Source organism: Streptomyces bohaiensis, from assembly GCF_012033785.1.
In the GTDB taxonomy this organism is placed as follows: domain Bacteria; phylum Actinomycetota; class Actinomycetes; order Streptomycetales; family Streptomycetaceae; genus Streptomyces; species Streptomyces bohaiensis.
The window spans coordinates 1-26,797 of sequence record NZ_JAAVJC010000042.1; the positions used below are offsets into that span (position 1 = coordinate 1).

Annotated in this window: 22 protein-coding genes; 11 read left to right on the forward strand and 11 right to left on the reverse strand. The window is 73.7% G+C overall.

Annotated elements, in window-relative coordinates:
* A partial coding sequence (locus HCN52_RS07895; RefSeq protein WP_245174957.1) for an ABC transporter substrate-binding protein occupies positions 1–1,556 on the reverse strand: 1,556 nt, incomplete at its 3' end.
* A 414-nt stretch (positions 1,557–1,970) separates the two neighbouring features.
* On the opposite strand from HCN52_RS07895, the gene HCN52_RS24690 reads away from it, so the two are divergent.
* Positions 1,971–2,174 carry an SPOR domain-containing protein gene (locus tag HCN52_RS24690; RefSeq protein WP_209314288.1) on the forward strand — a complete coding sequence of 68 codons (204 nt, stop codon included), beginning with the start codon at positions 1,971–1,973 and terminating at the stop codon, positions 2,172–2,174.
* Between the two features lie 80 nt (positions 2,175–2,254).
* Positions 2,255–4,726, forward strand: a complete 2,472-nt coding sequence (locus HCN52_RS07905; RefSeq protein ID WP_312876595.1) for a SpoIIE family protein phosphatase — start codon at positions 2,255–2,257, stop codon at positions 4,724–4,726.
* Positions 4,727–4,759: 33 nt separating this feature from the next.
* On the opposite strand, the gene HCN52_RS07910 is transcribed toward HCN52_RS07905, so the two are convergent.
* On the reverse strand, positions 4,760–5,512 hold the full coding sequence (locus HCN52_RS07910) for a GntR family transcriptional regulator (protein ID WP_168087653.1): 753 nt from the start codon (positions 5,510–5,512) through the stop codon (positions 4,760–4,762).
* 1,027 nt (positions 5,513–6,539) lie between these two features.
* On the opposite strand from HCN52_RS07910, the gene mbhE reads away from it, so the two are divergent.
* The 8 genes from mbhE (at position 6,540) to HCN52_RS07950 (ending at position 13,398) form a co-directional block, all read left to right on the forward strand.
* Entirely contained in the window at positions 6,540–9,323 is a 2,784-nt protein-coding gene (gene mbhE, locus HCN52_RS07915) for a hydrogen gas-evolving membrane-bound hydrogenase subunit E (protein WP_168087654.1), read from the forward strand.
* A complete protein-coding gene (locus tag HCN52_RS07920; RefSeq protein WP_168087655.1) occupies positions 9,320–9,883 on the forward strand; it encodes a sodium:proton antiporter in 564 nt (187 codons plus the stop codon). The genes mbhE and HCN52_RS07920 overlap by 4 nt, the downstream gene beginning before the upstream one ends.
* Complete coding sequence (locus HCN52_RS07925) at positions 9,880–11,352, forward strand: proton-conducting transporter transmembrane domain-containing protein (RefSeq protein WP_168087656.1); 1,473 nt, start codon at positions 9,880–9,882, stop codon at positions 11,350–11,352. The genes HCN52_RS07920 and HCN52_RS07925 overlap by 4 nt, the downstream gene beginning before the upstream one ends.
* On the forward strand, positions 11,349–11,861 hold the full coding sequence (locus HCN52_RS07930; RefSeq protein WP_168087657.1) for a Na+/H+ antiporter subunit E: 513 nt from the start codon (positions 11,349–11,351) through the stop codon (positions 11,859–11,861). The genes HCN52_RS07925 and HCN52_RS07930 overlap by 4 nt, the downstream gene beginning before the upstream one ends.
* Positions 11,861–12,112: an MrpF/PhaF family protein gene (locus HCN52_RS07935; RefSeq protein ID WP_209314290.1), complete on the forward strand. Its 252-nt coding sequence runs from the start codon at positions 11,861–11,863 to the stop codon at positions 12,110–12,112. Before HCN52_RS07930 ends, HCN52_RS07935 begins: the two co-directional genes overlap by 1 nt.
* Entirely contained in the window at positions 12,112–12,447 is a 336-nt protein-coding gene (mnhG, locus tag HCN52_RS07940) for a monovalent cation/H(+) antiporter subunit G (RefSeq protein ID WP_168087658.1), read from the forward strand. Before HCN52_RS07935 ends, mnhG begins: the two co-directional genes overlap by 1 nt.
* Positions 12,448–12,704: 257 nt before the next feature.
* Entirely contained in the window at positions 12,705–12,920 is a 216-nt protein-coding gene (locus HCN52_RS07945; protein ID WP_168087659.1) for a tautomerase family protein, read from the forward strand.
* A 145-nt stretch (positions 12,921–13,065) separates the two neighbouring features.
* Complete coding sequence (locus HCN52_RS07950; protein WP_168087660.1) at positions 13,066–13,398, forward strand: hypothetical protein; 333 nt, start codon at positions 13,066–13,068, stop codon at positions 13,396–13,398.
* Between the two features lie 108 nt (positions 13,399–13,506).
* On the opposite strand, the gene HCN52_RS07955 is transcribed toward HCN52_RS07950, so the two are convergent.
* A complete protein-coding gene (locus HCN52_RS07955) occupies positions 13,507–16,620 on the reverse strand; it encodes an AfsR/SARP family transcriptional regulator (protein WP_168087661.1) in 3,114 nt (1,037 codons plus the stop codon).
* A 226-nt stretch (positions 16,621–16,846) separates the two neighbouring features.
* Between HCN52_RS07955 and HCN52_RS07960 the strand changes: the two genes are divergently transcribed.
* Positions 16,847–17,488, forward strand: a complete 642-nt coding sequence (locus tag HCN52_RS07960) for a helix-turn-helix transcriptional regulator (protein WP_245174958.1) — start codon at positions 16,847–16,849, stop codon at positions 17,486–17,488.
* Between the two features lie 74 nt (positions 17,489–17,562).
* Here HCN52_RS07960 and HCN52_RS07965 read toward each other — a convergent pair whose 3' ends face one another.
* The 8 genes from HCN52_RS07965 to HCN52_RS08000 form a co-directional block, all read right to left on the reverse strand.
* Positions 17,563–18,339 (reverse strand): SDR family NAD(P)-dependent oxidoreductase, encoded by a 777-nt coding sequence (locus HCN52_RS07965; protein ID WP_168087662.1) that lies wholly within the window; start codon positions 18,337–18,339, stop codon positions 17,563–17,565.
* Positions 18,340–18,529: 190 nt separating this feature from the next.
* Positions 18,530–19,900, reverse strand: coding sequence for an APC family permease (locus HCN52_RS07970; protein ID WP_168087663.1), 1,371 nt, complete (start codon positions 19,898–19,900; stop codon positions 18,530–18,532).
* Positions 19,897–20,859, reverse strand: coding sequence for a transketolase family protein (locus HCN52_RS07975; RefSeq protein WP_168087664.1), 963 nt, complete (start codon positions 20,857–20,859; stop codon positions 19,897–19,899). The genes HCN52_RS07970 and HCN52_RS07975 overlap by 4 nt, the downstream gene beginning before the upstream one ends.
* The gene (locus tag HCN52_RS07980) at positions 20,856–21,755 is read right to left on the reverse strand and encodes a thiamine pyrophosphate-binding protein (RefSeq protein ID WP_312876596.1); all 900 of its coding nucleotides are present in this window, start codon (positions 21,753–21,755) and stop codon (positions 20,856–20,858) included. Before HCN52_RS07980 ends, HCN52_RS07975 begins: the two co-directional genes overlap by 4 nt.
* Positions 21,752–23,710 carry a M20/M25/M40 family metallo-hydrolase gene (locus HCN52_RS07985; protein WP_168087665.1) on the reverse strand — a complete coding sequence of 653 codons (1,959 nt, stop codon included), beginning with the start codon at positions 23,708–23,710 and terminating at the stop codon, positions 21,752–21,754. Before HCN52_RS07985 ends, HCN52_RS07980 begins: the two co-directional genes overlap by 4 nt.
* Positions 23,707–24,750 (reverse strand): N-acetyl-gamma-glutamyl-phosphate reductase, encoded by a 1,044-nt coding sequence (gene argC, locus HCN52_RS07990; protein WP_168087666.1) that lies wholly within the window; start codon positions 24,748–24,750, stop codon positions 23,707–23,709. The genes HCN52_RS07985 and argC overlap by 4 nt, the downstream gene beginning before the upstream one ends.
* Positions 24,743–26,062: a DegT/DnrJ/EryC1/StrS aminotransferase family protein gene (locus tag HCN52_RS07995; protein ID WP_168087667.1), complete on the reverse strand. Its 1,320-nt coding sequence runs from the start codon at positions 26,060–26,062 to the stop codon at positions 24,743–24,745. Before HCN52_RS07995 ends, argC begins: the two co-directional genes overlap by 8 nt.
* Positions 26,059–26,712 carry a degT/DnrJ/EryC1/StrS aminotransferase gene (locus HCN52_RS08000; protein ID WP_168087668.1) on the reverse strand — a complete coding sequence of 218 codons (654 nt, stop codon included), beginning with the start codon at positions 26,710–26,712 and terminating at the stop codon, positions 26,059–26,061. The genes HCN52_RS07995 and HCN52_RS08000 overlap by 4 nt, the downstream gene beginning before the upstream one ends.
* Positions 26,713–26,797: the final 85 nt, after the last annotated feature.

Genomic DNA, 26,797 nt, shown 5'->3' on the forward strand with positions numbered 1-26,797 from the left:
GTCTTGGCGTCCACGGTGTCGTCGCCGGGGTCTGCCGGCGGCCGGACCGGGCCGCGGCGCCAGCCCGCGGCGTCGAGCTGGGCGGCGGCCGTCTCGGCGCCGGTCTCGCCCAGCCCGGCGCTGGTGTCCTGGTAGCCGTCCTGGCCGAGGACCCAGAAGTGGCTGCCCAGCGCTCCGACCGGCAGGCCGGCGGGTCCGTGCACGGCGCGCGCGATGGCCTCGCGGTCCAGGCCGCGGGCCAGGGCCCAGCGGACCCGCTCGTCCTTGAGCGCCGGGGAGGTGCCGTTGACGGCGAGCTGGGTGTACGCGGGGGCGTAGGCACGGTGGACGCCGACCTCGGAGAGCCCCTGGAAGATGCGCTGTTCGGCCTGGTCGAACGCGGCGTCGCGCTGGAGAAGTCCGGCGGCCACCGCCTCGGCGTGGGCGTCGGCCGCCTCCGCGGCCCGGAGCTGGAGGCGACGAGCGGCCCGCGCGTCGGGTTCGGTGCGGGCCGCGAGCTGCGCCTCGGCGTGCCGGAGCAGGGCGGGCGCGGAGTCCGGTGCGGCAGCGGGGGCGGCGGCGCCGTCCAGGCCGTCGTCGGGGTCGGTCGTGCCCTCCCGGCCGGGTTCGGGGAGGTCGGCCGCGGAGCCGGAGGCGCCCGGGGCGGCCTGCTGGTGCTCCTCGCGGTCGGCGGCGGTGATGCGGTCGGCCTCGGCGGCGGTGACCTCGGCGACGTGGAGGCGACCGGCTGCCAGCGAGCGGAGGCGCTGGTCGTGGGGGACGGCCGCCAGCACGAGCCGGTCGAGGAGGGCGCGGTCGCCCCACCAGTCCTCGTTGCGGGCCAGGACCACGTGACCGGCCCTCCGGTCGACGCTCTCCAGCAGGAACGGTCCGGCGCCGACCTCGAGGGTGTCGCGCACGCCCTTGTTGAAGACGTCGGGGTCCTCGGTCACCGCCTGCGGGTAGAGCGGGCTGAACAGCCCGCGCCAGTCGGCATAGGGCTTGGTGAAGGTGACGCGGACCTCGTTGTCGGCGTCACCGGGTTCGACGCTGTCGATCCGGTCGTAACCGGCGTTGCGGGCGCTCCAGTAGGCGTTGTCGCGGCCGGCGAGTGCCTTCCACTGCGCGACGAGGTCGTCGGCGGACAGCGGTCGGCCGTCGCTCCAGCGGGCCTCGGGGTTGAGGACGTACACGACCGACTGCCGCGGTTCGCGCGCGGTGACCTCGGCGGAGACGAGGAAGTCGGGATTGGGTACGGGGCGTCCCTGCTCGTCGAGGGTGTGGAGCATGGGCAGCACGGCCTGGGCGACGCGGTCGGTGACCTCGTCGGCGTCGCGCTGGAAGGCGTTGAGCGTGGCGGGCATCGCGTCGACGGCCCACGTGAGGGTGCCGCCCTCGGTGAGGGCGCCACGGTCGGCGGCGGCGACGGCGTGCGCCGGCGGCAGCTCGTCGGTGTCGTCACCGGTGCCGCAGGCGGCGAGCAGCGGTGCGAGGAGCGCACCGGCCAGCAGCGCCGCGGTGCGGCGGGTCGCGTCGCCCCGACGGGGCCGGGCGACCTTCGAGGGCCGTCCACTCATCTGTTACCTCCGGGTCCGCCCATACGCTCGGCCTATCGGCTGATCACACCAATCCCCAAGCCAAGGTCAGCGCGGGCGCGCGCCGGGTGAGGCGCGGCGACAGCGGGGGGGCTCGCCACCCGGACGGCGCAGTCCGTGCGGACTTTCCGGGCGTGCGCGCGGCCGCCCCTGCGGCGGCCGTCGCTGCCGACGGATCGGGGCCCGGTCCGTCGGGAGCGGTCGGCGCCCCCTGCGGCGGCCGACCGGGGCGTGCGGGTCGGGCCCGGAGCGGGCGGCGGCACGCTCTCGATGCGCCCCGCGCCCGCCGGGCGCGCCCATCGGAGCGCGATTTCACCGCGGGCGCCGTGGCCAGTTCCGTACGCGGGAGCACCTCGCCGACGTACCCTCGTGGCATATGCGCTGAGGGGGGTGAGGATGAGCGACATCAACGCGCGCCTGTGGCAGGTCATCCGACTCGACGAGAACGGGCATCGCTACCGCATCGGGCACTGCACCACCCGCGCCGACGCCCAGCGCCTGCTGGGTCGCCTGGAGCAGGGCGCACCCACCCGTCCGGTGGACGCCGGGCGCTACCTGGTCGAGCGTGTCGAGGAGGGCGGCGACGTCCCCCGCCCCTGATTACGGGCACAATCGGGTATACGGACAAATAGTCCGAAACCTCCGCACCCGCCGGAGGCCGCCCGACCAGGGACGTGGACGTGAGCACCAGCACGGAGGAACCCCGGCGACCCCCGGTCGCCGCCGTGTCCCCCCATGCCGACCTCTCGCTGCTCGACGCGCTGCGGCTCGGCCTCGTCATCATCGACGCCCGCGGCCGGATCGCGCTGTGGAACCCGGCCACCGAGGAGATTCTCGGCCGACCCGCCGCCGAGGCGGTCGGTCGGCCGCTCACCGACTTCCTCGCGCCCGACGGGGAACGCCGCGTCCCCGTCGCGATCCGGGCGCTGCTGCGTCACGGGGCGTGGCGCGGCGTGCTCCCCATGCGCGACCGCGAGGACGCCGTGGTGGACGTGGAGTGCCGTGCGACCCTGCTGCGGGACCCGGAGGGCACCCCCTTCTTTCTCGCCAACCTGGTGGAGACCTCCCGGCTGCGGGAGGTCGAGCAGGACCTCGGCGCCCTTGACACGGTCTTCGCCACCTCGCCCATCGGCATCGCCGTCTTCGACACCGACCTGCGCGTCGCCCGCATCAACGACGCGCTGGCCTCCCTCTACGGGCGCACCCCCGAGGAGGTGGTCGGCAGCACGGTCATGGACCTGCTGCCCGGCCAGGCCGCCTCGGAGATCTATGAGCTCCAGCAGGAGGTTTTGGCCACCGGACGGCCCGCCGTCGACGTGGTGGCGCTCACCGCCGACGGCCGCGGCGCCCACTCGCTGTCGTTCGGACGCCTCACCGACCGGCACGGCAACCACCTCGGCGTCAGCTGCGTGACGCTGGACATCACCGAGCGCCGCGAAGCGCTCGACAAGATCGAGCAGTCCCGGCAGCGGCTGTCGATGCTCAACGATGTCGGCCTCGCCCTCGGCGACCGCCTGGACGTGCACAGCGTCGCCGAGGCCCTTGCCGGGGTCCTGGTGCCCCGCTTCACCGACTACGCCGCCGTGGTCCTGCTGCGCGCGGTCGCCGTCGGCGGCGACCTCCCGGCGATGGACCGCATCGCCGGCAGCGCCATGATCCAGGCCGGCATCGCCTCCGAGGAGCGGACCACCGGCGTGGAGCGGATGCTGCAACGGGAAGCGGTGGTGCGGTTCGAGAAGGGCTCGGTCTTCGACCGCGTCCTGACCACCGGGCGGCCCTGGGTCCTCGACCCCCGCCACGAGAGCCACGTCCTGACCTTCCCCGAGGACCCCCGCGTCACCGCCATGCTCGACCTGGGCGTCCACTCGCTGATGCTGGTGCCGCTGCGCGCCCGCGGCACCCTCCTCGGCATCCTGGTCGCCAGCCGCGCGGGCGACCGGGCGCCGTTCTCCCGGGACGACCTCGACCTGGCGAAGGAGATCGCGGGGCGCGCCTCCATCACCCTCGACAACGCCCGGCTCTACGCCCGGGAGCGCGACGGCGCGCTCATCCTCCAGCGCAGCCTGCTCCCCCGACACATCAAGGAGCCCCCCGGCGTCCAGATCGGCCACCGGTACGTCCCGGCGACCAGCGGCACCGAGGCGGGCGGCGACTGGTTCGACGTCATCCCGCTCGCCGGCGGCCACGCCGCCTTCGCCATCGGCGACGTCATGGGCCACGGCCTGAGCGCGGCCGCCACCATGGGCCGGCTGCGCAGCGCCATCGTGACCCTCGCCCACCTCGACATGCCGCCGGGCGAGCTGCTCCGCCGGGTCAACCAGGCCGGGGAGGACATCAACGAGGGCCGCGACGAGCCGCTGATGGCGACGGGTGTCTACGTGCGGTACGACCCCGGGACCCGCGAGTGCGTCATCGCCAAGGCGGGGCACGTGCCGCCGATCCTCCTCACCCGCGACGAGACGACCGGCGACTGGCGGGCCCGCCCGGTGGAACTGCCGGAGGGCACCCCGCTGGGGCTGGCCGCCGGTGGCTTCGAGGAGCAGAGCGTCGCCGTGCCGGAGGGCGCGATCCTCGTCCTCTACACCGACGGCCTCATCGAACGGCGCGGCGAGGACATCACCGACGGCATCGACCGGCTCTGCGCCGAACTGGCCGCGGTCGAGGGCCCGATGCCCTCCCTGGACGCGCTCTGCGACCGGGTGGTGGGCGCCCTCACCCCGGGGAACGACGCCGACGACGTCGCGCTGCTGGCGGTGCGGCTGGGCGGCGTCCCCGACGACTCCACCTCGTCGTGGATGTTCCCCTCCCACCGGTCCGAGGTGGCGCGGGTACGCACCCGGGTCCGCCGGACCCTGCTCGCCTGGGGGCTGAGCGGCCTGGTCGACACGGCGCTGCTGCTGGTGAGCGAGCTCTTCACCAACGCACTGCGGTACGCCGACGGCCCGGTGGGGGTGCGGCTGGTCCGCGGGGAGCAGGACCTGCTGGTCGAGGTGAGCGACCCGCTGCCGGACCCGCCGCGGGTACGGCACCCGGCCCTCGACGACGAGGGCGGGCGGGGGCTCCAGCTGGTCTCGCGGACCGCGCGCCGGTGGGGGACGCGGCAGGGGCCCATCGGCAAGACGGTCTGGTTCGAGCTCCCGCTGCGCGGCTGACCGCCGCCGGCGCCGTCCCCGCCGTCCCGCCCGTCAGCGCACCGGGAGGTGGTAGGCGACCCGGTAGCGCTCGGCGGAGACCACCACGTCCGCGGTCTCCACGGGGAGGCTGCCCGCCCGGTAGGTACGGCTGATGACGATCACCGTCTGGCCCGGGTGCCCGCCGAGGACCATGGCCTCCTCGGCCAGCCCGGGGCGCGCCCCCACCTCCTCCTCGACGTTGTCGACCACCAGCTCGATGGCGGCCATTCGCTCCACCACGCCGCGCCCCGCCAGCGGACCCTCCTCGGGGAGCATCACCGGGGTCCGGGCGGTCAGCCGCAGCGGTTCCCAGGAGGTGGAGATCATCATGGGGCGGTCGCCGACCCGGAACTCGTACCGGGTGCACATCAACTCCTCCCCCGGCGGCACGGCCAGCCGCTCCGCGATGCGACCCCCCGCCTCGCGGCGCTCGCTCACCGCCCGCCAGGTGCCGCCGACCCGCTCGTCGGTCTGCTCCTGCCGGAACGGGGTGGACTCCCCCAGCGTGCGGTAGCCGCTGCGGTGCAGCCGCTGCGGCTGCACCGCCTCCCGGACGTAGGTGCCCGAGCCGGAACGGCCCTCGACCAACCCCTCGGCCATCAGCACCTTGCGCGCCTCCAGCGCCACGGTGTCGGAGACGCCGTAGTGCGAGCGGATCGACGCCTGGGAGGGCAGCTTGGCGTGCGGTGGCAGCGCGCCGTCGGCGATCTGCCGCCTCAGGTCGTCGGCGACGCGGAGATAAGCGGGCTGCTCACCGAACGGCACGGGCCCTCCCGGGGCACTGCGGCGGTCCGAGTCCCGCCCCGCACGCGGGCGACCGGCGTGCGGCACCCAGATCGGACCGGCCCTGACCTGCGGAATGTACGAACAGCGACAGCTTGACAACGGAGTGTGGCAATCCGCAAGCGAGGGCCGGGGTTTCGCCCGATGTGATGATCCCTGTTGAACGGGCGACGCCGCCGTCAACCGGGCCGACGCGGGGCGCGCCCGACACCGCCGCCCCGCCCGCGGCGGGGGCGACGCGACAGTGACGCAGAATGTGGCCGAGGCCACAGCGTCGCCACGCTCGGTCACCCCGCCGACCGGACCCGCCGGGCGCGGAGCAGGCTCCGCACCCCACCCGTCGCACCCCTCGGGGGCGGTCCCGCCGGTGCGCCACGACACCCCGAACCGGCCGCCGAACCGGCCGCCGCGAACGGGACGGACTCCGGCGATCCGCGCCGGGTCAAGCCGGAAAGCGCAATCACTCTGCGCCGTCGACAGGGCGCGCCGCGCAGTCGCTGCGATGAACCCCACAGTCACTACCAGGTGGTAAGTAGATATAGTGATCGGACGCGGACGGCTTGCACATCCGCGTGTCACATGTCACCGACACATCACCGAGAGCGGCACCCGGTCCCCGCCGGGAGCCGTCACGCCTCGGTGAGTTCGTCGTACGTTGATATTTAGCTCGGCCAACTAACTAAGATGAGGGGCAGTACGTCCGCATCGCCCCAGGCCATGCGCGTGGACGTCGAGTGATCATGACCAGCGCGGCCGACGGCCGCAGATCAAGGAGGACCATGTCGACCGCTGCGCCAGGAGCGCTGACGGCACGGGTACCGGGAAGCCCCCGGACCGCCGCCGCCCCCGCTCGCGTCCGGGTACCGGGTGACCGGATCCGGTGCGGCCGGCAAGGTTCGGGCACCAGGGCCGTGAGGACCGCACACGGTGGAGGCGTCGTATCGTACGCCCTCACCCGCGTACGGTCCGACCGCCGCCCCGGCCCCGACGACAGCTGACGGGAGCGCACGTGCCCCTGCTGATCGGCCTGGCCGTCCTCTTCGGACTCGCCACGCTCGTCCCCGCCCTCTGCTCACGTCTCGGCCGCAACACCGGATACGTCCTGGCCGGCACCTTCCTCACCGTCTTCATCCTCATCGCCTACGCGGCCTACAGCTCTCCCGGCGACGACACCCTCAGCGCCACCTGGAACTGGCTGCCCGCTCTGGGCATCGAGTTCTCCCTGCGCTTCGACGGGCTCTCGCAGCTGTTCTGCCTGCTCATCCTCGGCGTCGGCTCGCTGATCCTCGCCTACTGCGCCCGCTACCTCTCCGAGGAGGGCCAGCACACCACCGTCTACATGTGGCTCACGCTCTTCGCGGCGTCGATGCTCGGCGTGGTCCTCGCCAACGACATCATCCTGCTGGTGGTCTTCTGGGAGCTGACCACCATCTGCTCCTTCGTCCTGATCTCCTCCGCCGGCCCGGGCGCCACCCCGTCGGCGATGAAGGCGTTCCTCGTCACCGCGCTGGGCGGCCTCGGCCTCCTCACCGCCGCGGTGCTGATGGCCGTCGCCGCCGGGACCACCAACCTCGGTGTGATCCTGGGCGAGCCGGAGCGGGTGCTCTCCTCGCCGCTGGCCTGGCCGGCCGGCGCGCTGATCATCCTGGCCGCCTTCACCAAGTCGGCCCAGCTGCCCTTCCACTCGTGGCTGCCGGGCGCCATGTCGGCCATCACGCCGGTCAGCGCCTACCTGCACGCCGCGGCCATGGTGAAGGCCGGCATCTACCTGCTGCTGCGCTTCTCGTCGGTCTTCGCCGGGCAGACCGCCTGGTCCGCGACGCTGATCATCGTCGGTCTGACGACCGCCGTCTTCGGCGCGATCTGGGCGCTGCGCCAGCACGACCTCAAGGCGCTGCTCGCCTACTCGACCGTCAGCCAGCTCGGCCTGCTCGTCGGCGCCATCGGCGTCGGCACCGCCACCGCGCTGGCCGCGGCGATGCTGCACACCTTCGCGCACGCGCTCTTCAAGGCGACCCTCTTCATGCTGGTCGGCGTCATCGACCGCGAGGCGGGCAGCCGCGACATCCGCGAACTGTCCGGTCTGCGGCGGGTGATGCCGGTGACCGCGGCCGTCACCGGCCTCGCCGGCCTCTCCCTGGCGGGTGTCCCGCCGCTGATCGGCTTCGTCAGCAAGGAGCACCTGTACAAGGGCTACCTGGAGGCCGACTTCGCCCCCGGTGCCGGCGTCGCCGCCGTCTCGCTGGCGATCGTCGCCTCCGCGCTGACCTTCAGCTACGGCATGCGCATCTTCTACGAGGCGTTCGGCGGCCCGACCCTCCAGCGCGGCCTGTACGAGCCCGCGAAGTCGTTCCTCGCGCCGGCGCTGGTCGCCGCCGTGGCCGGTCTCGCGCTCGGTCCGGCGATCGGCTGGCTCAACCCGGTGCTGGAGAGCTCGGTCACCGCGGTCTTCCCCGACGGGGAACCCACGAAGTTCAAACTCTGGCCGGGCTTCACCCCCGAACTCGGCATGACCGCCATCGCGATCACCGCCGGTATGTGCCTGTTCTTCGCACAGAACCACGTGGAACGCGTGTTGATGCGGATCCCGGTGCCGGGGGACATGTTCCAGGCGATGTACCGGTCCGTGGTGCGGCTCGGCGCCGTCGTCGGCAAGCCGGACAGCAGCAACTCCACCGCCGCGTACCTGTGGCGCCCGGTGGCCCTGCTCATCGCCTTCGCCGCCGTCGCCCTGTGGACGTCCGGCAGTCTGCCCGAGGCCCACAGCGCCGCCTCGCGCACCGACCTGGACTGGCCGCTGCTGGTGCTGATCACCCTGGTGGTCATCGCCTGCTGTGTCGCGCGCACCACCCTGGTGTCGGTGTCGATGCTCGGCACCCTCGGGCTGCTCATCGCGGTCTGGTTCGTGCTCGCGGGCGCGCCCGACGTCGGCATGACCCTGCTGCTCGCCGAGGTGCTCACCGCGGTCGCCGCCGTGCTGATGCTCGCCGGGACCGCCATCCACTTCCGACGCCCGAAGCTGCCGAGGCTCTCCGGCTCGCTGGTGATCGCGCTCCTCGCGGGCGTCTCCGCCACCGTCGCCACGCTCGCCTTCACCGGCGGACGGGAGATGTCCTCGCTCGGCCAGTACCTGCTGGACAACGCGAAGGGTGAGACCGGCGGCGAGAACGTCGTCAACACGATCCTCGTCGACTTCCGTGCCGTGGACACCCTGGGAGAGTCGGTCGTCATCGGCACGGTCACGCTGGCGTTGATCGTGCTGCTCGGGCGGCACGAGGCGCCGAGCGTGGAGTGTGCGGTAGCCCGCCCCGCCAACTCGGTCTTCCAGGTCGCCAGCAGGATCGTCGGCCCCCTCGCGGTCGCGCTCTCGGCGTACCTGTTCCTCCGCGGGCACTACTACCCCGGCGGTGGCTTCATCGCCAGCCTCGTGGTCGGCGCCGCCGTCGCGTTCAGCTACATGGCGCACGGCAGGATCCCCGGTGGTCGCTGGCTGCGGCCGGCCCCGATGACCGCCGTCGGCATCGTGCTCAGCCTCGGGGTGGCGCTGATGTCCCTTCTCATCGGCGACCCGTTCTTCACCCCGGTGGGCACCTATCTCGACCTCCCGGGCATCAGCATCGCCGTCTCCACCTCCCTCCTGTTCGACCTGGGGGTCTACCTGATCGTCCTCGCGATGGTCGTCGCCACCGTCGACCGGCTCGGCCGGGGTGCTCTCGCGCCGGCCGCCGAGGCGGTCGACGACGGGCGCGCCGACCAGCCGCAGCCGCAGGAGAAGAAGGAGAAGGTTTCATGACCGCCGCCCTGACCGTGGGCATCCTGGTGACCGGCGGCGTCTACCTGATGCTCCAGCGCGAACTGCTGCGCGCCACCTTCGGGTTCGTCCTGCTCGGTCACGCCGTCAACGTCCTCTTCGTGACGAGCGGCGGGCTGGAGCGCCGGGCGCCGGCGCTCCTGGGGCAGAACTCCCCCGAGGTGGCCGCGGACCCGCTGCCGCAGGCCTTCGTCCTCACCGCGATCGTCATCACCTTCGGTGTGACGGTGTACCTCTTCGCCCTGATGCGGGCGGAGGGGCTGCACCGGAAGCACCGGGGCGAGGGGCCGGAGGGCGAGGGCCCCGACACCCCCGACGACCTCGACTCGCTCGCCGCCGAGCGCGCGGGCCGGCCGGAGAACTCCGCCGCGGAGCCGGCCACCGGCCCCCGCGACGGCATCGACCTACCGCCGACCAGCCCGGTGACGGCCTCCGCCGCCGGTACCGGCACGAAGGACGACGTGACCACCAGCACCACCGACGGACCGACGTCCGGCGCCCCCGCGCCGCGCGCCAAGGGTGACGGGGAGGGGGAGCGATGACGACCGCACTGATCGCGCTGCCCATCGCCGCACCCATGCTCGCCGCCGGCGGCGTCGTGGCGACGGGTGGCCGTTACCGACAGATCTGCCGCTGGGTGGTCCTGGGCGTCTCCGCCTCGGTCCTGGTGATCGCCGGTGTGATGATCGCCCGGACTGCCGACGGCTCGGTCCACGCCGTGCAGGTCGGCGACTGGGGCCCCGGCATCTCGATCGCCTTCGCGATCGACATGTTCAGCGCCTTGATGCTGGCGGTCTCCTCGCTGCTGGTGCTGGTCTGCTACAGCTTCGCCGTCTCCGCCGGTGACGACGAGGCGGAACCGCTGTTCGGTCCGCTGGTGCTCATCCTCTCGGCGGGCGTCTACGGCACCTTCATCACCGCGGACCTGTTCAACCTGTTCGTGCTGATCGAGGTCATGCTGCTGCCGTCCTACGCGCTGCTGATCATGGCGGGCAGCCGGGCGAAGCTCGCAGCGGGCCGGATCTACCTGCTGGTCAACCTGCTGGCGTCGACCATCTTCCTCGCGGGTCTCGCGATGCTCTACGGCGCGGCGGGCACCCTCAACCTCGGTGTCCTCGCGGGCGCCGCGGCGGAGAACCCGACCATCGCCGCGGCCGGCGCGGTGATCCTGGTCGCCATGGCGGCCAAGGCCGCGATGGTGCCGATGCACGGCTGGCTCCCCCGGACCTACCCGGAGGCGTCACCGGCCGTCACCGCGCTCTTCTCCGGTCTGCTGACCAAGACCGGCGCCTACGTGATCATCCGGATCTACTCGGTGATGTACGAGGGCGACCAGCGCTACGTCTGGGTCATCATGACCGGTGCCGTCCTCACCATGGTGATCGGCGTACTGGCCGCGGTCGGACAGGACACCCTGCGGTCGATCCTCGCCTTCGACATGGTCAGCCAGATCGGCTACGTCCTGCTGGGCCTGTCCCTGGCCACCCACGCCGGCCTCGCCGCGACGGTGTTCTTCCTGGTGCAGTACGCGGCGGTCAAGGCCGCCCTGCTGCTGTGCGCCGGAGCGATCGAGACCGCCTACGGCACCGGACGGCTCAGCCTCCTCGGCGGCCTGGGCGGGCGCGAGAAACTGCTGGCCGCGGCATACGCCGTGGCGGCGCTCTCGCTGGCCGGACTGCCGCCGATGTCCGGGTTCGTCGCCAAGCTCGGTCTGATCCGTGCGGCGGTACTGGACGAGCAGTACTTCCCCGCCGCGATGGCGGTCATCGTCAGTCTGCTGACGCTGCTGCCGCTGCTGAAGATCTGGACCGGGGCGTTCGCGGGGGCACTCCCCTCGCCGCTCCCCGACTCCGCCCGCACCCGACCGGGTCTGGTGGCCCCGGCGCTGGTGCTCGGCCTCGTGACCATCGCCCTCGGCATCGGCGCCCAGCCGCTGCTGGCGGCGGCCGAGACGGCGGCCGACGTGTTGAGCAACCCGACGATCTGGGCCGAGGCGGTGCTGCGAGGATGATCGACTGGCTGCGGCGATTCGCCGTCAGGAGCTACCGCATCGGGCGGTTCATCAGCTACTTCATCTACGAACTGATCGCGTCCAACGTGATCGTCGCCTGGGAGATCATCACGCCGCGCAGCGGTCTCTCCCCGGTGATCATCGCGATGCCGCTGCGCTCCCGCACCAAGGGCGAACGCACCCTGTTCGTCGGGGTGGTGACCCTCACCCCGGGCACCCTCTCGCTGGACCTGCGCGACGAGCCGGCGACGCTCTACCTGCACGGCATGCACGCCAGTGACGTCCACCGGTTCCGGCGGCGGCTGCACTACCTGGAGGACCTGCTGCTGGCCGCCTGGCGGCCGGTCGGCTCGGCCCGGCAGGTCGGCCCGGCGGTCCCCGGTGCGGCGACACCGACCGCCGCCGGCGCGTCCGGGGAGTCCGGCGGTCTCCCGCCCGGGCCCGAGACCCCGGCCGCCTCGGACGGCAAGCCGACCGACGACCGTGACTCCGAGGAGGGGAGCCGCTGATGCTGCTCGACATCGTTCTCGCGGTCCTGGCGCTGTCCATGGCCGTGGCGATCGGCCGGATGACGTTCGGTCCGACCAAGGCCGACCGGGTGGTCGCCGTGGAGTTCGGCTTCGTCATCGTGATCGGCGCCATCGCGCTCATCGCGGTGCGCAGCGACTCCCCGTCCCTGTTCGACCTGGTGCTGGTGATGACCCTCGTGGGCTTCCTGACCACCATGTCCCTCGCCCACCTCGTGGAAAGGCGGCCGTGATGAACCTCCAGATGGTTCTCGCGCAGGGCCTGGTGGTCCTCGGCGCGCTGCTGATGGGGGTGGGCGCGGTGGGGCTGATCCGACTGCCGGACGTCTACAACCGGACCAACGCGGTCGCCAAGGCGTCCAGCCTGGGCATGATCTGCCTGCTGCTGGGTGTGCTGATCTGGAAGCCGAGCACCCTCGCGGTGTTCACGCTGATCCCGGCGATCCTGCTCCAGCTGCTCACCTCGCCGATCTCCGGCTTCGCCATCGGCCGTGCCGCGTACCGCTCGCGGGCACCGATGATCGAGGAGACGCACCTCAACGAGTTGAAGTCCGACCCGCCGCGCTGAGCGCGGTGCGGTGAGCGGCACCGGCGGCGCCGGTCCCGGGTGGGTGACCCCCGGGACCGGCGCCGCCGGCGTTCCCGTGCGGCCCCGGTCTCCTGCCCGCCCCGTGCTCCGGGCGAATCGGGCAGGAGCGGGGCAGGAACGGTCCGGGAACGGTCGGCCGCACCCTGGCGGTCACTCCGGGCCGCGCATCCGTGACGGCCCGTCGCAGGGTTCCGCGGCCGCGAGCCGCCACCGCCCCGTACCGTCAGGAGCATCAGATGCCAGTGATCACCGTCGAGTGGTGGCAGGGGAACGACCGGGACCGGCGCTCGCACCTCGTCTCCGAACTGGCGGCCGCCACCTCCCGGGTGACCGGCTGCGCCCCGGACGAGGTGACCGTCATCGTGCGGGACTGCGAACCGGGGCCCGCCCCGGACCCGCGGGGGAGCGCGGACCAGGGCGAGGTCGGGCTGAGCCACGGAAGTCCCTGGTGAGCGCGTACCTTGCACCGGCCGGCCTGCCGTTCCCCCGAGCGTCGTGGCGGCCCGGGACGCGCGCGGTAACGGGACCGGACCGTTCCGGGATCGGGCGGCGGCAGATTGGTCCGTGTCGAAGCCGTTCAACGAGGGGGCACCAGAGATGATCAGCACACGGTTCCGGTCGGCCGGGATTCTCACCACGATGGCGCTGACGGCGGGCGTGGTGGCCGCTGTCGCGGGAGGGGGGCCGTCTCTCCCGCAGCCGGGCGTCCCGGCGGCGGCGTTCGCGGTACTGGCCTCCGACGGCTCGGGCGAAGGCCCGTCCGCGTGGCCCGCCTCCGACGGCTCGGGCGAAGGCCCCTCCGACCGGCCCACCTCCGACGGCTCCGGCGAAGGCCCCTCCGACCGGCCCACCTCCGACGGCTCCGGCGAAGGCCCCTCCGACCGGCCCACCTCCGACGGCTCCGGCGAAGGCCCCTCCGGGCAGGGGTGAGCCGTGTCCACGCCGCCGGCCCCGACGCCCGCGGGCGTGGGGCCGGGAAGGCGCGTCGGGACGGGTCGGGCGGGGCCCCGTCGCACCGGGTCGGGTCCGTGCCGGCGGTCAGTCCACCACCGGTACGGCACCGCTCATCGATGCCAGCAGCTCGGCCGCCTCCTCCCGACGGGTCGCGGCAGCGGTGACCTCGCCCTGAGCGTCGAGCACCGCTGCCGTGCCGCGCAGGGCTCGGGCGACCTCGATGCGGTACCCGACCGCGGAGGCGATGCGATGCGCGTCCAGGTGCAGCCGCCGGGCTCCGTCGGTGTCTCCCGACTCGAGGCGGAGGGCGCCGAGGATGTTCCACACGGCGGCCCTGCGGATCGGTGCGCAGCTGCCCCGGGTGAGTTCCAGGGCCCTGCCCGCGTGGAGTTCGGCGTCCTCCCGCTCACCCCGCTCGTGCCGCATCCGGGCCGAGACGGCGAGGGCCAGCGCGTGGTCGCCGAGCGGCACCGACTCGTCGCCCAGATCCAGCGCACGGTCGATGCACCGACGGGCACGGTCCGCCTGACCGAGGCCGATGCAGGAGAGCGCGAGGTCGGTGAGGGCGACGAGCTCGTTCTCACCGGCACCTATGCGGCGGTTCAGCTCGACGGAGCGTTCCGCGGCGGCCGCCGCCTCGGCGTACCGCCCCATGTGCTCGAACAGCGAGCTGAGATTGGTCAACGACTCGGCCTCGGCGCGCTGCGCCCCCAGCTGCCGCTTCAGCGCGATCGACTGCTCGAGGTGCGGCAGCGCCTCCGCGCACCGCCCCAGCGTCGCCAGCAGCAGGCCCAGCATGCCGGTGCTCTTCGCCTCGCCGCGACGGTCCGCCAGCCGGACCGACAGGTCCAGGCTCTCGCGCGCGGCGGAGAGCCCGGCGGTGAACTCGCCCAGCTTCCAGTCGGCGACGGCCAGGTTCGACAGGCCGAGCGAGAGCAGGTGGCGGTCGTCCAGTTCGCGGGCCGCGGCGACCGCGGTACCGGCGACGTCGCGGAACTCCTCGAAACGGCCCCGGCTGTCGAGCTGGAAGACGACGTTGCGGCCGAGGTCGGCCGAGTGGCGGTGGAGCGAGCGCCGGCCCGCGAGGGCGAGCGCGGCGAGCAGGTTCTCCTCCTCCCGGTCCAGCCAGTGGCGCGCCTGCCCCGGGGTGCGGAGCGCGGGCAGCGCGGCCGGCGGTCGACCGGTCTCCGCGACCGCGCCGTGGGCGGGCGCCCGGCCGGGGAACGCCGCGTCGCAGGCGGCGCCGGTGGCGGCCACGTAGTAGTCGAGCAGCCGCTCGGCCGCCCGGTCCCCGCCGTCGACGGGGCCGGGCCGTTCCTGGCCGCGCAGCCACTTGGCGAAGCTGCGGACCAGGTCGTGGAAGACGTAGCGCCCCGTCTCGTGCTGTTGCATGAGGTGCGTGTCCAGCAGGTGCTCGAGGACGTCCTCGGCCTCGCCGGGGCCGGTGCCGAGCAGGGCCGCGGCGCTGTACGGGTCGAACTCCCCGCCGGGATGGCAGTCGAGGAGCTGGAAGGCGGCCCGGTGCTCGGGGCTCAGTCCCTCGTAGGTGAGGTTCAGGGTGGCGGTGACACCGCGGGTTCCCGAGCTGAGCTCGTCCAACCGCCGCGCCTCGTCACCGAGCCGGTCGACCAGGTGGCGGACCGCCCAGCGGGGACGGTTGCGCAGTCTGGCGGCGGCGATGCGCAGGGCGAGCGGCAGATGGGCGCAGAGCTCGACCAGTTCGGCGACGGCTTCCGGCTCCGCCGCGGTGCGTTCCTCCCCCAGCATGCGGGAGACCAGCGCCCAGCTCTCCTCCGGCGGCATCCCTCCGAGCGAGATCCACTCCGCGCCGTCGAGATCGACGAGCCGGGACCGGCTGGTGATGAGGACGAGTGCGTCGGCCGAGGCGGGCAGCAGCCGTTCCACCTGGGCGCTGTCGATGGTGTTGTCCAGGAGCAGCAGCAGTCGGTACCGCTGCACGGTGGAGCGCCACAGCGCGATGCGGCCCGCCTCGTCGTCCGGGATGCGGTCGCCGGGCACGTCCAGCATGCGGAGCAGGCCCTCGGCGACGGCGCCCGGCGCCAGGGGTGTCTCGCCGGGTGTGTGCCCGCGCAGGTCGAGGTGGAGGTGCGCGTCGGGGTAGCGGTCGGCCAGTTCGTGGGCGACGCGAATGGCCAGTGAGGTCTTGCCGCTGCCGCCCATTCCGTCGATGGCCACGATGCGGGAGCCCGGCCTTCCGGCGGGATCGCCCTGGGCGGCGAGCAGCTGGTCCAGTTCCTTGCGGCGGCCGGTGAAGTCGGGCAGGTCGTAGGGAAGGGTGCAGCGGTGCGGCTCGCTGTGCCCACCGCCCGTGCCCCGTGCGGGCGGCGCCGCGCCGGAGGGCGCGGCGGCCGGGGTCGGTGGCGCGGGTGTGCCGACGGGCGGGTCCTGCCGGGCGCCGGAGCGGGGCGGTGGGGCGGCGAGCTCGGGGCTGTTGCGCAGGATGCCCTCGTAGAGGGTGGCGAGCCCGGTGCCGGGGTCCACGCCCAACTCCTCGGCGAGGAGTTCACGCACCCGCGTGAACTCGGTGAGCGCCTCGGACTGCCGGCCGGACCGGTGGAGGGCGAGCATCAGCTGGCCGCGGAACGCCTCCTGGAACGGGTGGTCGGCCACCAGGTCGCGGAGGTCGCCGACGAGGTCGCCGGAGTCCCCCAGCTCCAGCCGCAGTTCGAAGAAGAGCTCCAGCGCCGCGAGTCGCCGGTCCTCCAGCGCGGCCGAGGCGGCGGTGATCACTGCCCCGCCGGAGCCGACCAGTACGGCGCCCCGCCAGAGGGAGAGCGCCTCACGGAGCGTCTCCACCGCTTCCTCGGGCCGGTGGTCGGCGGCCTGGCGCCGCGCGTCGCGCAGCAGGTCGGAGAAGACGGTGAGGTCCAGCAGTCCGGGGCCCACCGCCACCCGGTAGCCGGGACCCTCGGTGACGATCAGCTCCCTGCCGCCGGGAATGCGGCGTCGCAACTCCGCCACGGCCTTGCGGATCTGGTGCGTCGCGGTCGCCGGCGGTTCCTCGTCCCAGACGACCTCCACCAGTCGGCTGACCGGCAGGACCCGCGCCGGTGAGAGGAGCAGGGCGACCAGGACGCGTTCCTGTACGGGACCGCCGGTGGGGAGGACCTCCCCGTCGGCGGTCACGACTTCGAGCGTCCCGAGGATGTTGAACCGGGCAAGCCGCCGCTCCGTCACGTTTTCCCTCAACCCCCGAACAACGGGTCCGCGCTCGCCGCGCGTGCCGACGCATGCGTCGTTCAAGTTAATTTGCGAGGAGGGTGCGTACACAGTGATTTACCGGACACATTCCGTCGCCAGGTACCGGAACGGGATCCGTTCAGTAGTGCGCGGTCGCAGGGTGCGGTGCAGGAGGGCGGGGTCCCCAGGCCTCACCCGGGCTCATGTCGTGACGGGAGCATCGATGAAGTACCTGGTGGAGCGGTGGTTGAGGGACGGGGCGGAACTGGCGCGCGCCGGAGCGGAGCACCGCTCGTACTGGCAGCGGATGGTTCGCGACCGCGTGCTGCTGTACGGCGGAGTCTGGGCCGAGGGCCAGGGCGACACGCTCATTGTCGAGGTCGACGGCCTGGCGGCGCTGCGCCGCGTGTTGAGCCTGGACCCGTACGCGCGGCGCGGTGTCGTCCTCGGGGTGCGCACGCGGCGGCTCGGTGACGCACCGGACCGGTCCCCCGGCGGACCGTCCGGTCGCCCCTCGCCGGGCGACGCCGAGCCGGGCAGCACCGAGTCGGGCGGCGGCGCCCCGCGGGCGATGCGGTCGGTCGGGGCCCGGAGCGGGGCCACCGCGTCGGCTCGGGGCGGCGTCGCGACACTGGAGGCAGTCGTCCCGGCGGCGCCGTCGGCGGCGGAGCACGAGCGGCTCAGCGCACACGAGGCGCGTATCGCCAGGATGATGCTGGACGGGATGACCAATCGGCAGATGGCATCGGCCCTGGGGGTCAGCGCCCGCGCGGTGGAGCAGCACATCACCCGGATCTACCGGAAGCTCGCCATCGCACGCCGCGCACAGCTGGCGGTGGCGCTCCACGGCCTGCCGGCTGCCTGACCCGCCCGCCCGGCGGCCCGTGGCGGGGCCGCCGGGGCGGCGGGGCGACCGGCGGCGTGGGGCCGGGGCACCGCTCAGAGCAGGCCGCGGCCGGCCCCGCCGTCCACCGGTACGACCGCGCCGGTGATCGATCCCGCCCGCTCGGACGCCAGGAAGGCGGCGGTCGCGCCGACCTCCTCCGGCTCCGCGAGCCGGCCGATCGGAATGTCACGGCACAACCCCGCGATACCGCCGTCGAGTTGTTCGGCCCACGCCTGCAGGGTGGGGGTGCGCGTCATGCCGGGTGCGATCACGTTGACGGTGACGCCGCCCTCTCCCGCCGCCGCCAGTTCCTGCACCAGCGACTTGGCGTAGCCGACGACCGCCGGGCGGAAGGTGTTGGAGAGGGCGAGCCCGGGGATGGGCTGGCGGGCGGAGAGCGAGGTGACGAACAGCATCCGTCCGAAACCGGCACGGCGCATGTGCGGCAGCGCCGCCCTGCTGAGGGTGACCGCCGACAGCAGGGTCAGTTCGGCCGCGGTCCGGTAGTCCGGCACGTCCAACCCCTCGGCCCCGCCCTCGGCGGGGCTTCCGGCGTTGGCGACGACCACGTGCGGGCCGCCGAATCGGTCAGCGGTGCCCGCGACCCACTCCGCGACCGCGTCGTGGTCGGTGACGTCCAACGCGGCACCGTGGACGGGTGACGGGCCGTCCCCGTCGATGATCGCCACGGCCTCGTCCAGCCGTCGGGCGGAGCGCCCGCAGACCGACACCGTGGCGCCTTCCGCGGCGAGCGCGCGGGCCACCGCGAGTCCGATCCCGCTCGTGCCGGCAGCCACCAGGGCGGTCTTTCCGTTCAGGCCGAGATCCATCGTTCTCCTTCGTGCGAGGGGGCCCGCGGCGGGGGTCCGCCGCGGCGGGGCGTTGGACGGTGCCGGGGACGGCGTCGCGGGGCGCCGCGACGGCGGGGACCGGGCCGGAGGTCTCCGGCCCGGTCGTCCACGCTCCGGCTGCCGGCGCGGCCGGCGTTCGGGGGTCCCGGAAAGAGTTCCCGGGCACGCGCTACCCGGCCGGCTCGGTCACCGCGGCCGACTCGGTCACCGCGGCCGACCGGGCCGGGGCCGGGGCGTTCACGGCGACCGGAACCTCGGCCGGCTCCGCGGCCGCGGGCGGGGTCACCGGCACGACCCGGCGTCGCCCCGAGGCCACCCGGGACCAGCCGACGGCCAGCGCACCGAGGACCAGCGGCAGCAGCAGGAACCAGCCGGAGAAGACCAGCAGCACCGTCATCGCCCCCGTGGCGACGAGCGCTCCCCACCACACGGCGCTGAAGCGCGGCAGCAGCCGGACCCCGGCTGCCAGGCCGGCGACGGTGACGGCGATGAAGCAGGCCGCGGCGGCCAGCATGACCTGGGCCAGTTCGGTACCGGTCGTCAGCGCGAACGTGCAGACCAGCGCGCTGAGCAGGAACAGCAGCGCCAGGCTGCGGCGCGGCACCTCCCCGGGGCGGTGCCCCTTGGCCAGCGGCGCCGGCAGCACCCCGTCCCGGGCGAGGGCCGCTCCCAGGCGAGACGCCCCGGCGAGGAAGGCGTTCATGGTGCCGAAGGTCAGGATCATGGCCATGACGGCGGTGACCATCGACGCGGCCGAACCGGTGCCGGCCTGGAGCAGCAGCGTCAACGGGGCCTCGGTGCGGGCCAGTTCCGGGCCGAGCACCAGCACGCAGGTGAGGGCCAGCCCGAGGTAGAGCACGCCGATCACGATCAGGGTGGTGATGGTGACGCGCCGCAGGTCGCGGGCAGGGTCACGGAACTCGCCGGAGAGGTGGGTGACGGCCTCCCAGCCCGCGAAGGTGAAGAACAGCAGGCTCGCCGCCTGGGCGACGGCTCCCCAGCCGTGGGGGGCGAACGGCGTGAGGTTGTCGGTGCTGGCCTGGGGCAGCGAGGTCACGACGGCGACCAGCAGCAGCACCGCGAGCAGCCCCACCAGCAGCAGTTGCAGCCGGCCGGAGAGCCGCAGCCCGACCATGTTGCTGCCGAAGGCCGCCAGGAGCAGCACGGCGGCCACCAGCAGCGCCGCGGTCTGCCCGGCCCCCAGGGTGTGCGCCACGTACTGGCCGCCGACGTAGGCGGTGGCCGGTGCGCCGGCCGGCAGGGCGAAGTAGAACCAGTAGCCGACCGCGCCGGAGGCGCGCTGTCCGAACGCCTTCGCGACGAAGGTGGCGACCCCTCCGCTGTCGGGGTACCGGGCGCCCAGCGCCGCGAAGGTGAAGGCGACGGGAACGCAGAACAGCAGGAGGGCGACCCAGGCGACCAGGGACGCCGGCCCGGCGGTCGCGGCGGCCAGGGCGGGCAGGGCGAGGATGCCCGCGCCGAGGATCGCCCCGACGTAGATCGCGGTGCCCTGCGCCAGCCCGATGCGGTGCGTGCTCATTCCGTGTCCTCCTGCTCCAGCGGGGTGGCCGGTGCGCCGTGCGGCGGCACCTCGTGCGGGGCGAGTGCCGCCCACACGGCGGCCTCGTTGAGGCCGAGTTCGTCCAGGACCTGCTCGTGGCTGCCGCCGTGGACCGGCCAGCTCTCGCCGGCGTTGACCGAGGAGACCTCCCGGCCGGGCAGCAGCAGGGCGAGCGCGGAGGCGATCCCCCCGGCCTGGCGGTGCTCCTCGACGACGACGAACCTGTCGTAGTGCTCCGCGAGTTCGGCGGCGGCACGCTCCAGGTGGGGCTGGTCCAGGTAGCAGAGGTGGGCGTGCGGCAGGGTCGGCAGCGAGCGGCGCACCGCGAGGCAGAGCTCCGTCCCGACCTCGCCGACCGAGACGAGGCAGGTCCGGTCGGGCTCCGCGCCGTGGACGTCCCAGTTGACGACCGGCGGTTCCGGTCCCACCCACGGCAGGCTCAGCGGAGCGGCGTTGCGGCCGGTGCGGATGTAGTGGGGTTCGCCCGTGACCGCCGCCCGGCGGACCACGGCCCGCATCTCGGCCTCTCCGTAGGGTGCGGCGACCGTGACGCCCGGGATGGCGCGGACGACGGCGAAGTCCTCCAGGCAGTGGTGCGTGGTCCCGAACCAGCCGCCGGACACCCCGGCGTAGGGGGCGACCACGGTGATGCCCGCGCCCAGGTAGCCGAGGGCCAGTTTCATGCTCTCGGCGGCGCGCAGCACCGCGAACGGGGCGAAGGTGGAGACGAAGGGCCGGTAGCCGCCCTCGGCGAGGCCGGCGGCCATGTCGACCATCGCGCCCTCGGCGATCCCGACGTTGAAGAAGCGGTCGGGGTGTTTCACGGCGAAGGGATGTCCCTTGCCCCCGAGGTCGGCCTCCAGGCAGAGGATCCGCGGGTCGTACTCGGCGATCTGTGTCAACTCGTCGCGGTAGGCAGCGCGTCCGGCCAGCGTCATCGCACGATCCTCTTCCAGGCGGCCGCACGGGCGGCGTCGATGGTGACGTAGTGGGAGGCGGCCTTGCCCTCGACGGGGCGCAGGCCCTTGCCCTTGACGGTGTCGGCGAGGACGGCGAGGGGCCGGTCCGCCTCCGCCCGGTCGGTGTCGAACAGCGCGCGGAGAGCACCGACGTCGTGGCCGTCCACCTCGGCGGTCTCGAAGCCGAACGCCTCGAAGCGGGCGGCGAGCTCCGGCTGCGGGGAGATGTCGGCGACCATGCCGTCGTTCTGGCCGCCGTTGCGGTCCACGACGACGACCAGGTTCGACACCCGCTGGGCGGCGGCCACCTGGAAGGTCTCCCAGACCAGTCCCTCCTGGAGTTCGCCGTCCCCGAGGACGGCGATCCCCAGGCCCCGCCGGCCCGACAGCCGGCGGCTCAGCGCCCAGCCCAACGCGTACGGGGCGCCGTGGCCGAGGCTTCCGGTGGGGAACCGGACGCCCTCGACGCTCGGCCCGGGGTGGCCGGTGAAGTGGTGGCTCGCCGCACCGTAGTGCGGGACGGGGTCCTCGGTGAGGATGCCGGTGGCGTGCATCGCGGCGTACAGGCCGGCGGCCGCGTGGCCCTTGCTGAGGACGACCTCGCTGTCGGGGTCGTCGGCGGTGCGGTCGAGCGCGGCGATCAGGATGTCGGTCACGGAGAGGCTGCCGCCCAGGTGGCAGCCGGTCGGGGTGGCCGCCATGTCGATGACGGCGCGGCGGGCGGTCAGGGCGCGCTCCCGCAGCACGAGGGTGCGCGGGTCGGGCGCCTGCGGCGGGGCGGGGGGCGCGGTGGCGGTCCCCGCCCCGGGGCGTCCGGCGATCAGCGGGGTGAGCAGCGAGGCCGTCCGGACGGAGCGGTCGACGGCAGTGGTCACGGGGTGCCTCCGGGGGTCGGCCGCGCGGCCTGCTGGTCCGCGCCGGCGAGGGTGAAGTAGGCGGCGACCGCCTCGCGGAGGACGTCGCGTCCCCTGCGGTACTCCGCGGCGCCGATGTGCTCGTCCGCGGTGTGGTCCAGTGCGGAGTCCCCCGGCCCGTAGGCGACCATGGGAACGCCGCGCCAGGTCGTGGCGAGGGTGTTCATGTCCGAGGTGCCCTTCTTCAGCAGGAACCGCGGTCTGACGCCCTTCCGGTTCATGGCCCGGCCGAACGCCTTGGCCAGCGGGGTGGAGCGCCCGCCCGCGTGGCCGGGGGTCGCCCGCAGGAAGGTGACGGTGACGCCCTCACCGACCGCGTCGGTCGCCGCCTCGCGCAGCACCGCCAGGTCGATCCCCGGCGGGACGCGGAAGTTGAGGATCGCGGTCGCGGACTGGCTCTCCGTACCGGCCGCGCTGGAGAGGTCGATGACGGCGCTGAGCGCTTCCTCGGCCTCCTTCGTCACCGCCGTGCGGATGCGTGCCAGTGACTCGCTGAGTCGGTCGGGGGCGGAGATCGCCTGGAAGCCGGCGGAGTGGCCGCTGCGGACCGTCGCCGTGACCTCCAGTTTGAAGAGGCCGTAGTAGCCGAGGGTCAGCGCGCCGGAACCGCTGGGCTCCCCCACCACCACGGCCTCGGCCGGGTAGTGGTCGCGGACGTGGAAGGCGCCCTTGGAGGAGGAGACCTCCTCCTCGACGGCGCCGACGACCCGCAGGCGCCAGCCCTCGGGGACCGCGGTCTCCGCCAGGACGTCCAGGAAGGCGATCAGCGAGCCCTTGGCGTCGACACTCCCCCGGCCGTGGAGCACGGCGCCCCCACCGTCGGCGTCGGCCGCGTCGGCGCCGGCCGCGTCGGCGGTCACCGACCGGTCGTCGGGGCCGGCGGTGCCGGGTTCCCAGCGGACGGGCCAGGTGAAGGGCACCGTGTCGGCGTGGCCGAGGAGCAGCAGAGTGCGCGGACCCGCGCCGCGCTCGGCGACGAGGTTGCCGGCCTCGTCCGCCCGGGCGGTGATGCCGCGGTCGCGGCACCACCGCACCAGGTAGGAGACGAGTTCGTGCTCGTCGTAGGAGGTCGACGGGACGGCCACCGCGCGGCTGAGCAGGGTGAGGTCCTCCGCCGGTTCGTCACCGCGCCAGAACCGGGTCCAGCCCTCGGGGTCGGCCATGGTGTGCGGGCCGGTGACGGCCACGTCCGCCGTCCCCCGCAGCCCCAGTTCCGCGGCTCTCACCTTCTGCTTCATCCGTCCGCCGGCGTACTGCCCGGCGGTGCCGGGGACGGCGTCGCGCAGCGTCGTGGCCGGGTCGGCGGGGTCGGTGAGGATGCCGGCCGTTCCGGTGACGAGCCGCAGGTGGTCGGCGCCGAGTGCGTTGGAGAGCGTCGCGGCCAGCACGTCGGCGTCGACGTTCAGGTCGCTGCCGCCCTCCGCGTCGCGGACGGGCGGCGAGACGCAGACGACGTCGTAGGCGTCGAGAAGGACGGCGAACCGGTCGGCGTCGACCGCGAGGACGGTGCCCGCCCGGTGGTCGCGGACCACCCGGGAGCGGCCGTCCTCGGCGACCCGCAGCGGCTTGTTGACCGTGCCCGTCACCAGCCCGCCGTCGGAGGCGAGGCCGGTGAGGACGGTCAGGCCGTGGGCGGCGAGACCGCGTTCCACCTGGGGCAGCGTCACCTGCCGGTAGGCGTCGGCGATGTGGGTCATCTCCGCCGGCGGGCAGTAGCGCACCGCATCGCCGTTGCGCAGCGTCAGCGAGGGCATCGTCCGGCCGATGGCCGTGTAGTGGCGCTCGATGCCCTCCGCCCCGCCGGACACGACCAGGACACGGGCGCCCCGGGCGCGGACGGCGGCGATCTCGGCGAAGATCCCGGGGTGGAGCAGCGTGGCGCTGCCGACCTTGACGACGTACAGCGGGCGGCTCACGGGTTCACCGCCGTGAAGGGCAGGGCCGTCGACTCCTCGAAGCCGTACAGCAGGTTGAACGCCTGGACCGCCTGCCCGGAGGCCCCCTTGATGAGGTTGTCGATGGCGGTGACGGCGACGTACTGGTCGCCCCGGACCGCCACGGCGACCTCCGCCATGTTGGAGCCGACGACGCTCTTGAGCATCGGGAAGTCGGCGGGGGTCTTCAGCTGGGAGCGCGCCTTGACGAACGGGCTCTTCGCGTAGGCGGTGCCGTAGGCGCGCTTCACGTCGAGCGGGGTGGTGCCCTCCCGCAGCCGGCCGTAGGCGGAGACCAGGATGCCGCGGGAGACGTCCAGGCTGAAGGTGGAGAACCGCAGGTCGGGGGCGCGACCGGAGAAGGTGCGCAGCGCCTGCTCGATCTCCGGTGCGTGGCGGTGCCCGTAGGGCTTGTGGACGCGGAAGTTGCCGATGCGCTCGGCGGGGTGCTCACTCGACTTGTTGCCGCTGCCGCTCGCCCCGGTCTTCGCCTCGACGACGACACCGCCCTCGGCGAGGTCCGCGGCGACCAGCGGCTGGAGCGCGTACAGGGTGGAGACGGCCATGCAGCCGGGGAGGTTGACGAAGCGGACGTCGGCGCCGGGCGCCGGCGAGAACTCCGGTACGTAGTACTGGAACTGCTCGGTCCACTCCCCCGACTCCGGGTAGTGCTGCGCCGCCTGGCCCTGGTCGGTGAGGCGGAAGTCGCCCGCGAGGTTGATGACCCGCTCGGCGCGCTCCGAGAGCTTCGGCATGTGCGGCGGGAGGGCCCCGGTGGGGAGGCAGGCGAAGGCCACGTCGACCTCGTCGCACGCCTCCAGCGGGGAGAAGCGCAGCCCTGCGGCGCCGGGGTGGTTGCGGATTCCGGGGAGCACCGAGGTGATCGGGCGCCCGCTGTACCGCTCGGACGAGAGGTAGGCGAGTTCGACGCGGGGGTGACCCAGCAGCAGCCGGATCAGTTCGGCACCGGTGTAGCCACTGGCGCCGAGCACCGCCACGCGTACGCGGTCGTTGTCAGCCAAGGCGGGCCGCCTTCTCGTAGGGCCGAACGTACTCACGCTCGGCGACCAGCTTGCGGATGGCGTCGGGACGGGCGGCGACCTTGCGGAAGGCGTCGGCGTAGCGGCTGACCCGCTCCCACTCGACGGGCGACCGCAGCTCGCGGCAGAGCACCACGGTGCTCTCCAGCATCGCGACGATGGTGGGGAAGTCCGTCGGCGCGTGGTCGCGCACGGCGGCGGGGTTGAGCGTGAACGGGTAGCCGTTCCCGAAGCCGGACCGCTCCCGGAAGGGGAGGTGGCAGGGGATGGGCGTGTTCTGCCACTCGCGGGCCGGGACGCCCTCGGCGGTGAGCAGTTCGTGCACTGCCTCCTTCACCGCCCAGATCGGCAGGTCGCCCAGGTCGACGGCGGCCGGGTCGAGGCCGATCCGGTACATGTTGTAGGCGTGGGTGTGGCCGTCGGGCACGTGCGGCGGGGTGAACAGGCCGGTCTCCCGCAGCGCGTCGGCCAGCAGGGAGGCGTTGCGGGCGCGGATGGCGTCGTAGTACGGCAGCCGCTTCAACTGGCTGGCGCCGAAGGCGCCGGCCACCCAGGACATGCCGTAGTCGATGCCGTGGCGCTCCAGGTAGTCCGCCGCGCGGTCGTACCCCTCGTCGCTGTCGAAGAAGGCGATGCCGCCCTCGCCGCCCAGCGGGAAGTTCTTGTCCGCCATCAGGCTCTGCCCGGCGGCGTCGCCGAAGGAGCCCGCCACCCGGTCGCCGATCTTCGCGGAGTGGGCGTGGGAGGCGTCCTCGACGAGGGCCAGGCCGCGGCTGTCGGCGAGGGCGCGCAGCGCGGGGACGTCGGCGGGCAGGCCGTGGACGTGCACCGGCATCAGCGCCCGGGTCCGGTCGGTGATCGCCGCGGCCGCCGCCTCGGGCGACATGCAGTAGGTGAGTGGGTCGATGTCGACGAAGACCGGTATCGCCTTGGCGGCGACGACCGCCTGGGCGGTGGCAATGAAGGTGAAGGCGGGCACGATCACCTCGTCACCGGGCTGCACGCCCGCGCCGATCAGCGCCAGGTGGAGGCTGGAGGTCCCGCTCGCGGTCGGCAGGGCGCGCCGGGCGCCGACGTAGGCGCGGTACTCCTCGGCGAAGCCGTCGACGACCTTGGCCGCGTCCAGGCGCTGCGCGAGCAGCAGGTTGAACACGTCCTCCTTGGTGATCACCGGGAAGATGGTGCGGCGCACCTCCTTGGGGATCATCGCCGCGCCGCCGAACTCCGCGAGCTCCGCGGTGAGGTCGGCCGGGTCGGGGAGGGCCAGGGGGGAGGTGGGGAAGTCGGTGATCATCGCGGGGTGTCTCCGGTCTGCTCGGCGGAACGGGTACCGGCCTGGGCGAGGGCCATGCGGGCGCACGCGGCGACCAGTGGGCTGAGCCGGTAGTTGAACTGCACGCCCGGGGCGAGGCCGGGCTCGGCCTCCTGCTGCGTCCACATCGTCCGCAGGTCGAAGGCGCCGAAGATCTTGAGGCGTTCGCCCCGGGTCCAGACCCCGGCGTCGTCGGTGAGGACCGCGGCGGCGGGTCCGAAGCCGAGCCCGGTGAGGTCCACCACCAGCGTCGGCGCGGTGGCGTCGGCGGCGGCCGTGGCCAGGTCGGCCGCGTTCTCCGGGGTGAGGGTGATCAGGTCGAACGCCGGCGCCGGCGCCGCACCATCGGCGGGTGCGGTGGCGGTGACGCCCACCCAGTCGACGAACGCCCGGTCGCGGTCGGTGACGGCCGCGGGGAGCTCGGCGGTGTCGCCGTGGCCGATGTCCTGACCGGTGAGCGCGGCGTGGACGGCGGCGCTCCTGCTGTTGACCAGGACCGCCTTGGAGCGGCGGGTTCGCTTGGTCAACAGGCGTTCCAGTGCGGGCAGTTCCTTGTCGTTCTTCTCGATGCTCATCACGACGCCCGAGGTGAGGACCCGGGAGAGGACGAGCGCGGTGTCGAACTGTTCCATGTGGTGTCTCCTCGTTCTGCGAGTGGCACGTCCGGGACGGCCCCCTGCGCCGCGACCGCACGACGGCGGGCGGGCGGGGCGCGGG

What these genes read in the sequence shown, in the direction of transcription:
- HCN52_RS07965 (WP_168087662.1), bottom strand. Translation starts at nt 18,339, where the DNA reads ATGGATCTCGGCCTGAACGGAAAGACCGCCCTGGTGGCTGCCGGCACG.
- HCN52_RS07925 (WP_168087656.1), top strand. Translation starts at nt 9,880, where the DNA reads ATGACGACCGCACTGATCGCGCTGCCCATCGCCGCACCCATGCTCGCC.
- HCN52_RS08000 (WP_168087668.1), bottom strand. Translation starts at nt 26,712, where the DNA reads ATGGAACAGTTCGACACCGCGCTCGTCCTCTCCCGGGTCCTCACCTCG.
- HCN52_RS07920 (WP_168087655.1), top strand. Translation starts at nt 9,320, where the DNA reads ATGACCGCCGCCCTGACCGTGGGCATCCTGGTGACCGGCGGCGTCTAC.
- mnhG (WP_168087658.1), top strand. Translation starts at nt 12,112, where the DNA reads ATGAACCTCCAGATGGTTCTCGCGCAGGGCCTGGTGGTCCTCGGCGCG.
- HCN52_RS07930 (WP_168087657.1), top strand. Translation starts at nt 11,349, where the DNA reads ATGATCGACTGGCTGCGGCGATTCGCCGTCAGGAGCTACCGCATCGGG.
- HCN52_RS07995 (WP_168087667.1), bottom strand. Translation starts at nt 26,062, where the DNA reads ATGATCACCGACTTCCCCACCTCCCCCCTGGCCCTCCCCGACCCGGCC.
- HCN52_RS24690 (WP_209314288.1), top strand. Translation starts at nt 1,971, where the DNA reads ATGAGCGACATCAACGCGCGCCTGTGGCAGGTCATCCGACTCGACGAG.
- HCN52_RS07960 (WP_245174958.1), top strand. Translation starts at nt 16,847, where the DNA reads ATGAAGTACCTGGTGGAGCGGTGGTTGAGGGACGGGGCGGAACTGGCG.
- HCN52_RS07970 (WP_168087663.1), bottom strand. Translation starts at nt 19,900, where the DNA reads ATGAGCACGCACCGCATCGGGCTGGCGCAGGGCACCGCGATCTACGTC.
- HCN52_RS07950 (WP_168087660.1), top strand. Translation starts at nt 13,066, where the DNA reads ATGATCAGCACACGGTTCCGGTCGGCCGGGATTCTCACCACGATGGCG.
- HCN52_RS07945 (WP_168087659.1), top strand. Translation starts at nt 12,705, where the DNA reads ATGCCAGTGATCACCGTCGAGTGGTGGCAGGGGAACGACCGGGACCGG.
- HCN52_RS07935 (WP_209314290.1), top strand. Translation starts at nt 11,861, where the DNA reads ATGCTGCTCGACATCGTTCTCGCGGTCCTGGCGCTGTCCATGGCCGTG.
- HCN52_RS07975 (WP_168087664.1), bottom strand. Translation starts at nt 20,859, where the DNA reads ATGACGCTGGCCGGACGCGCTGCCTACCGCGACGAGTTGACACAGATC.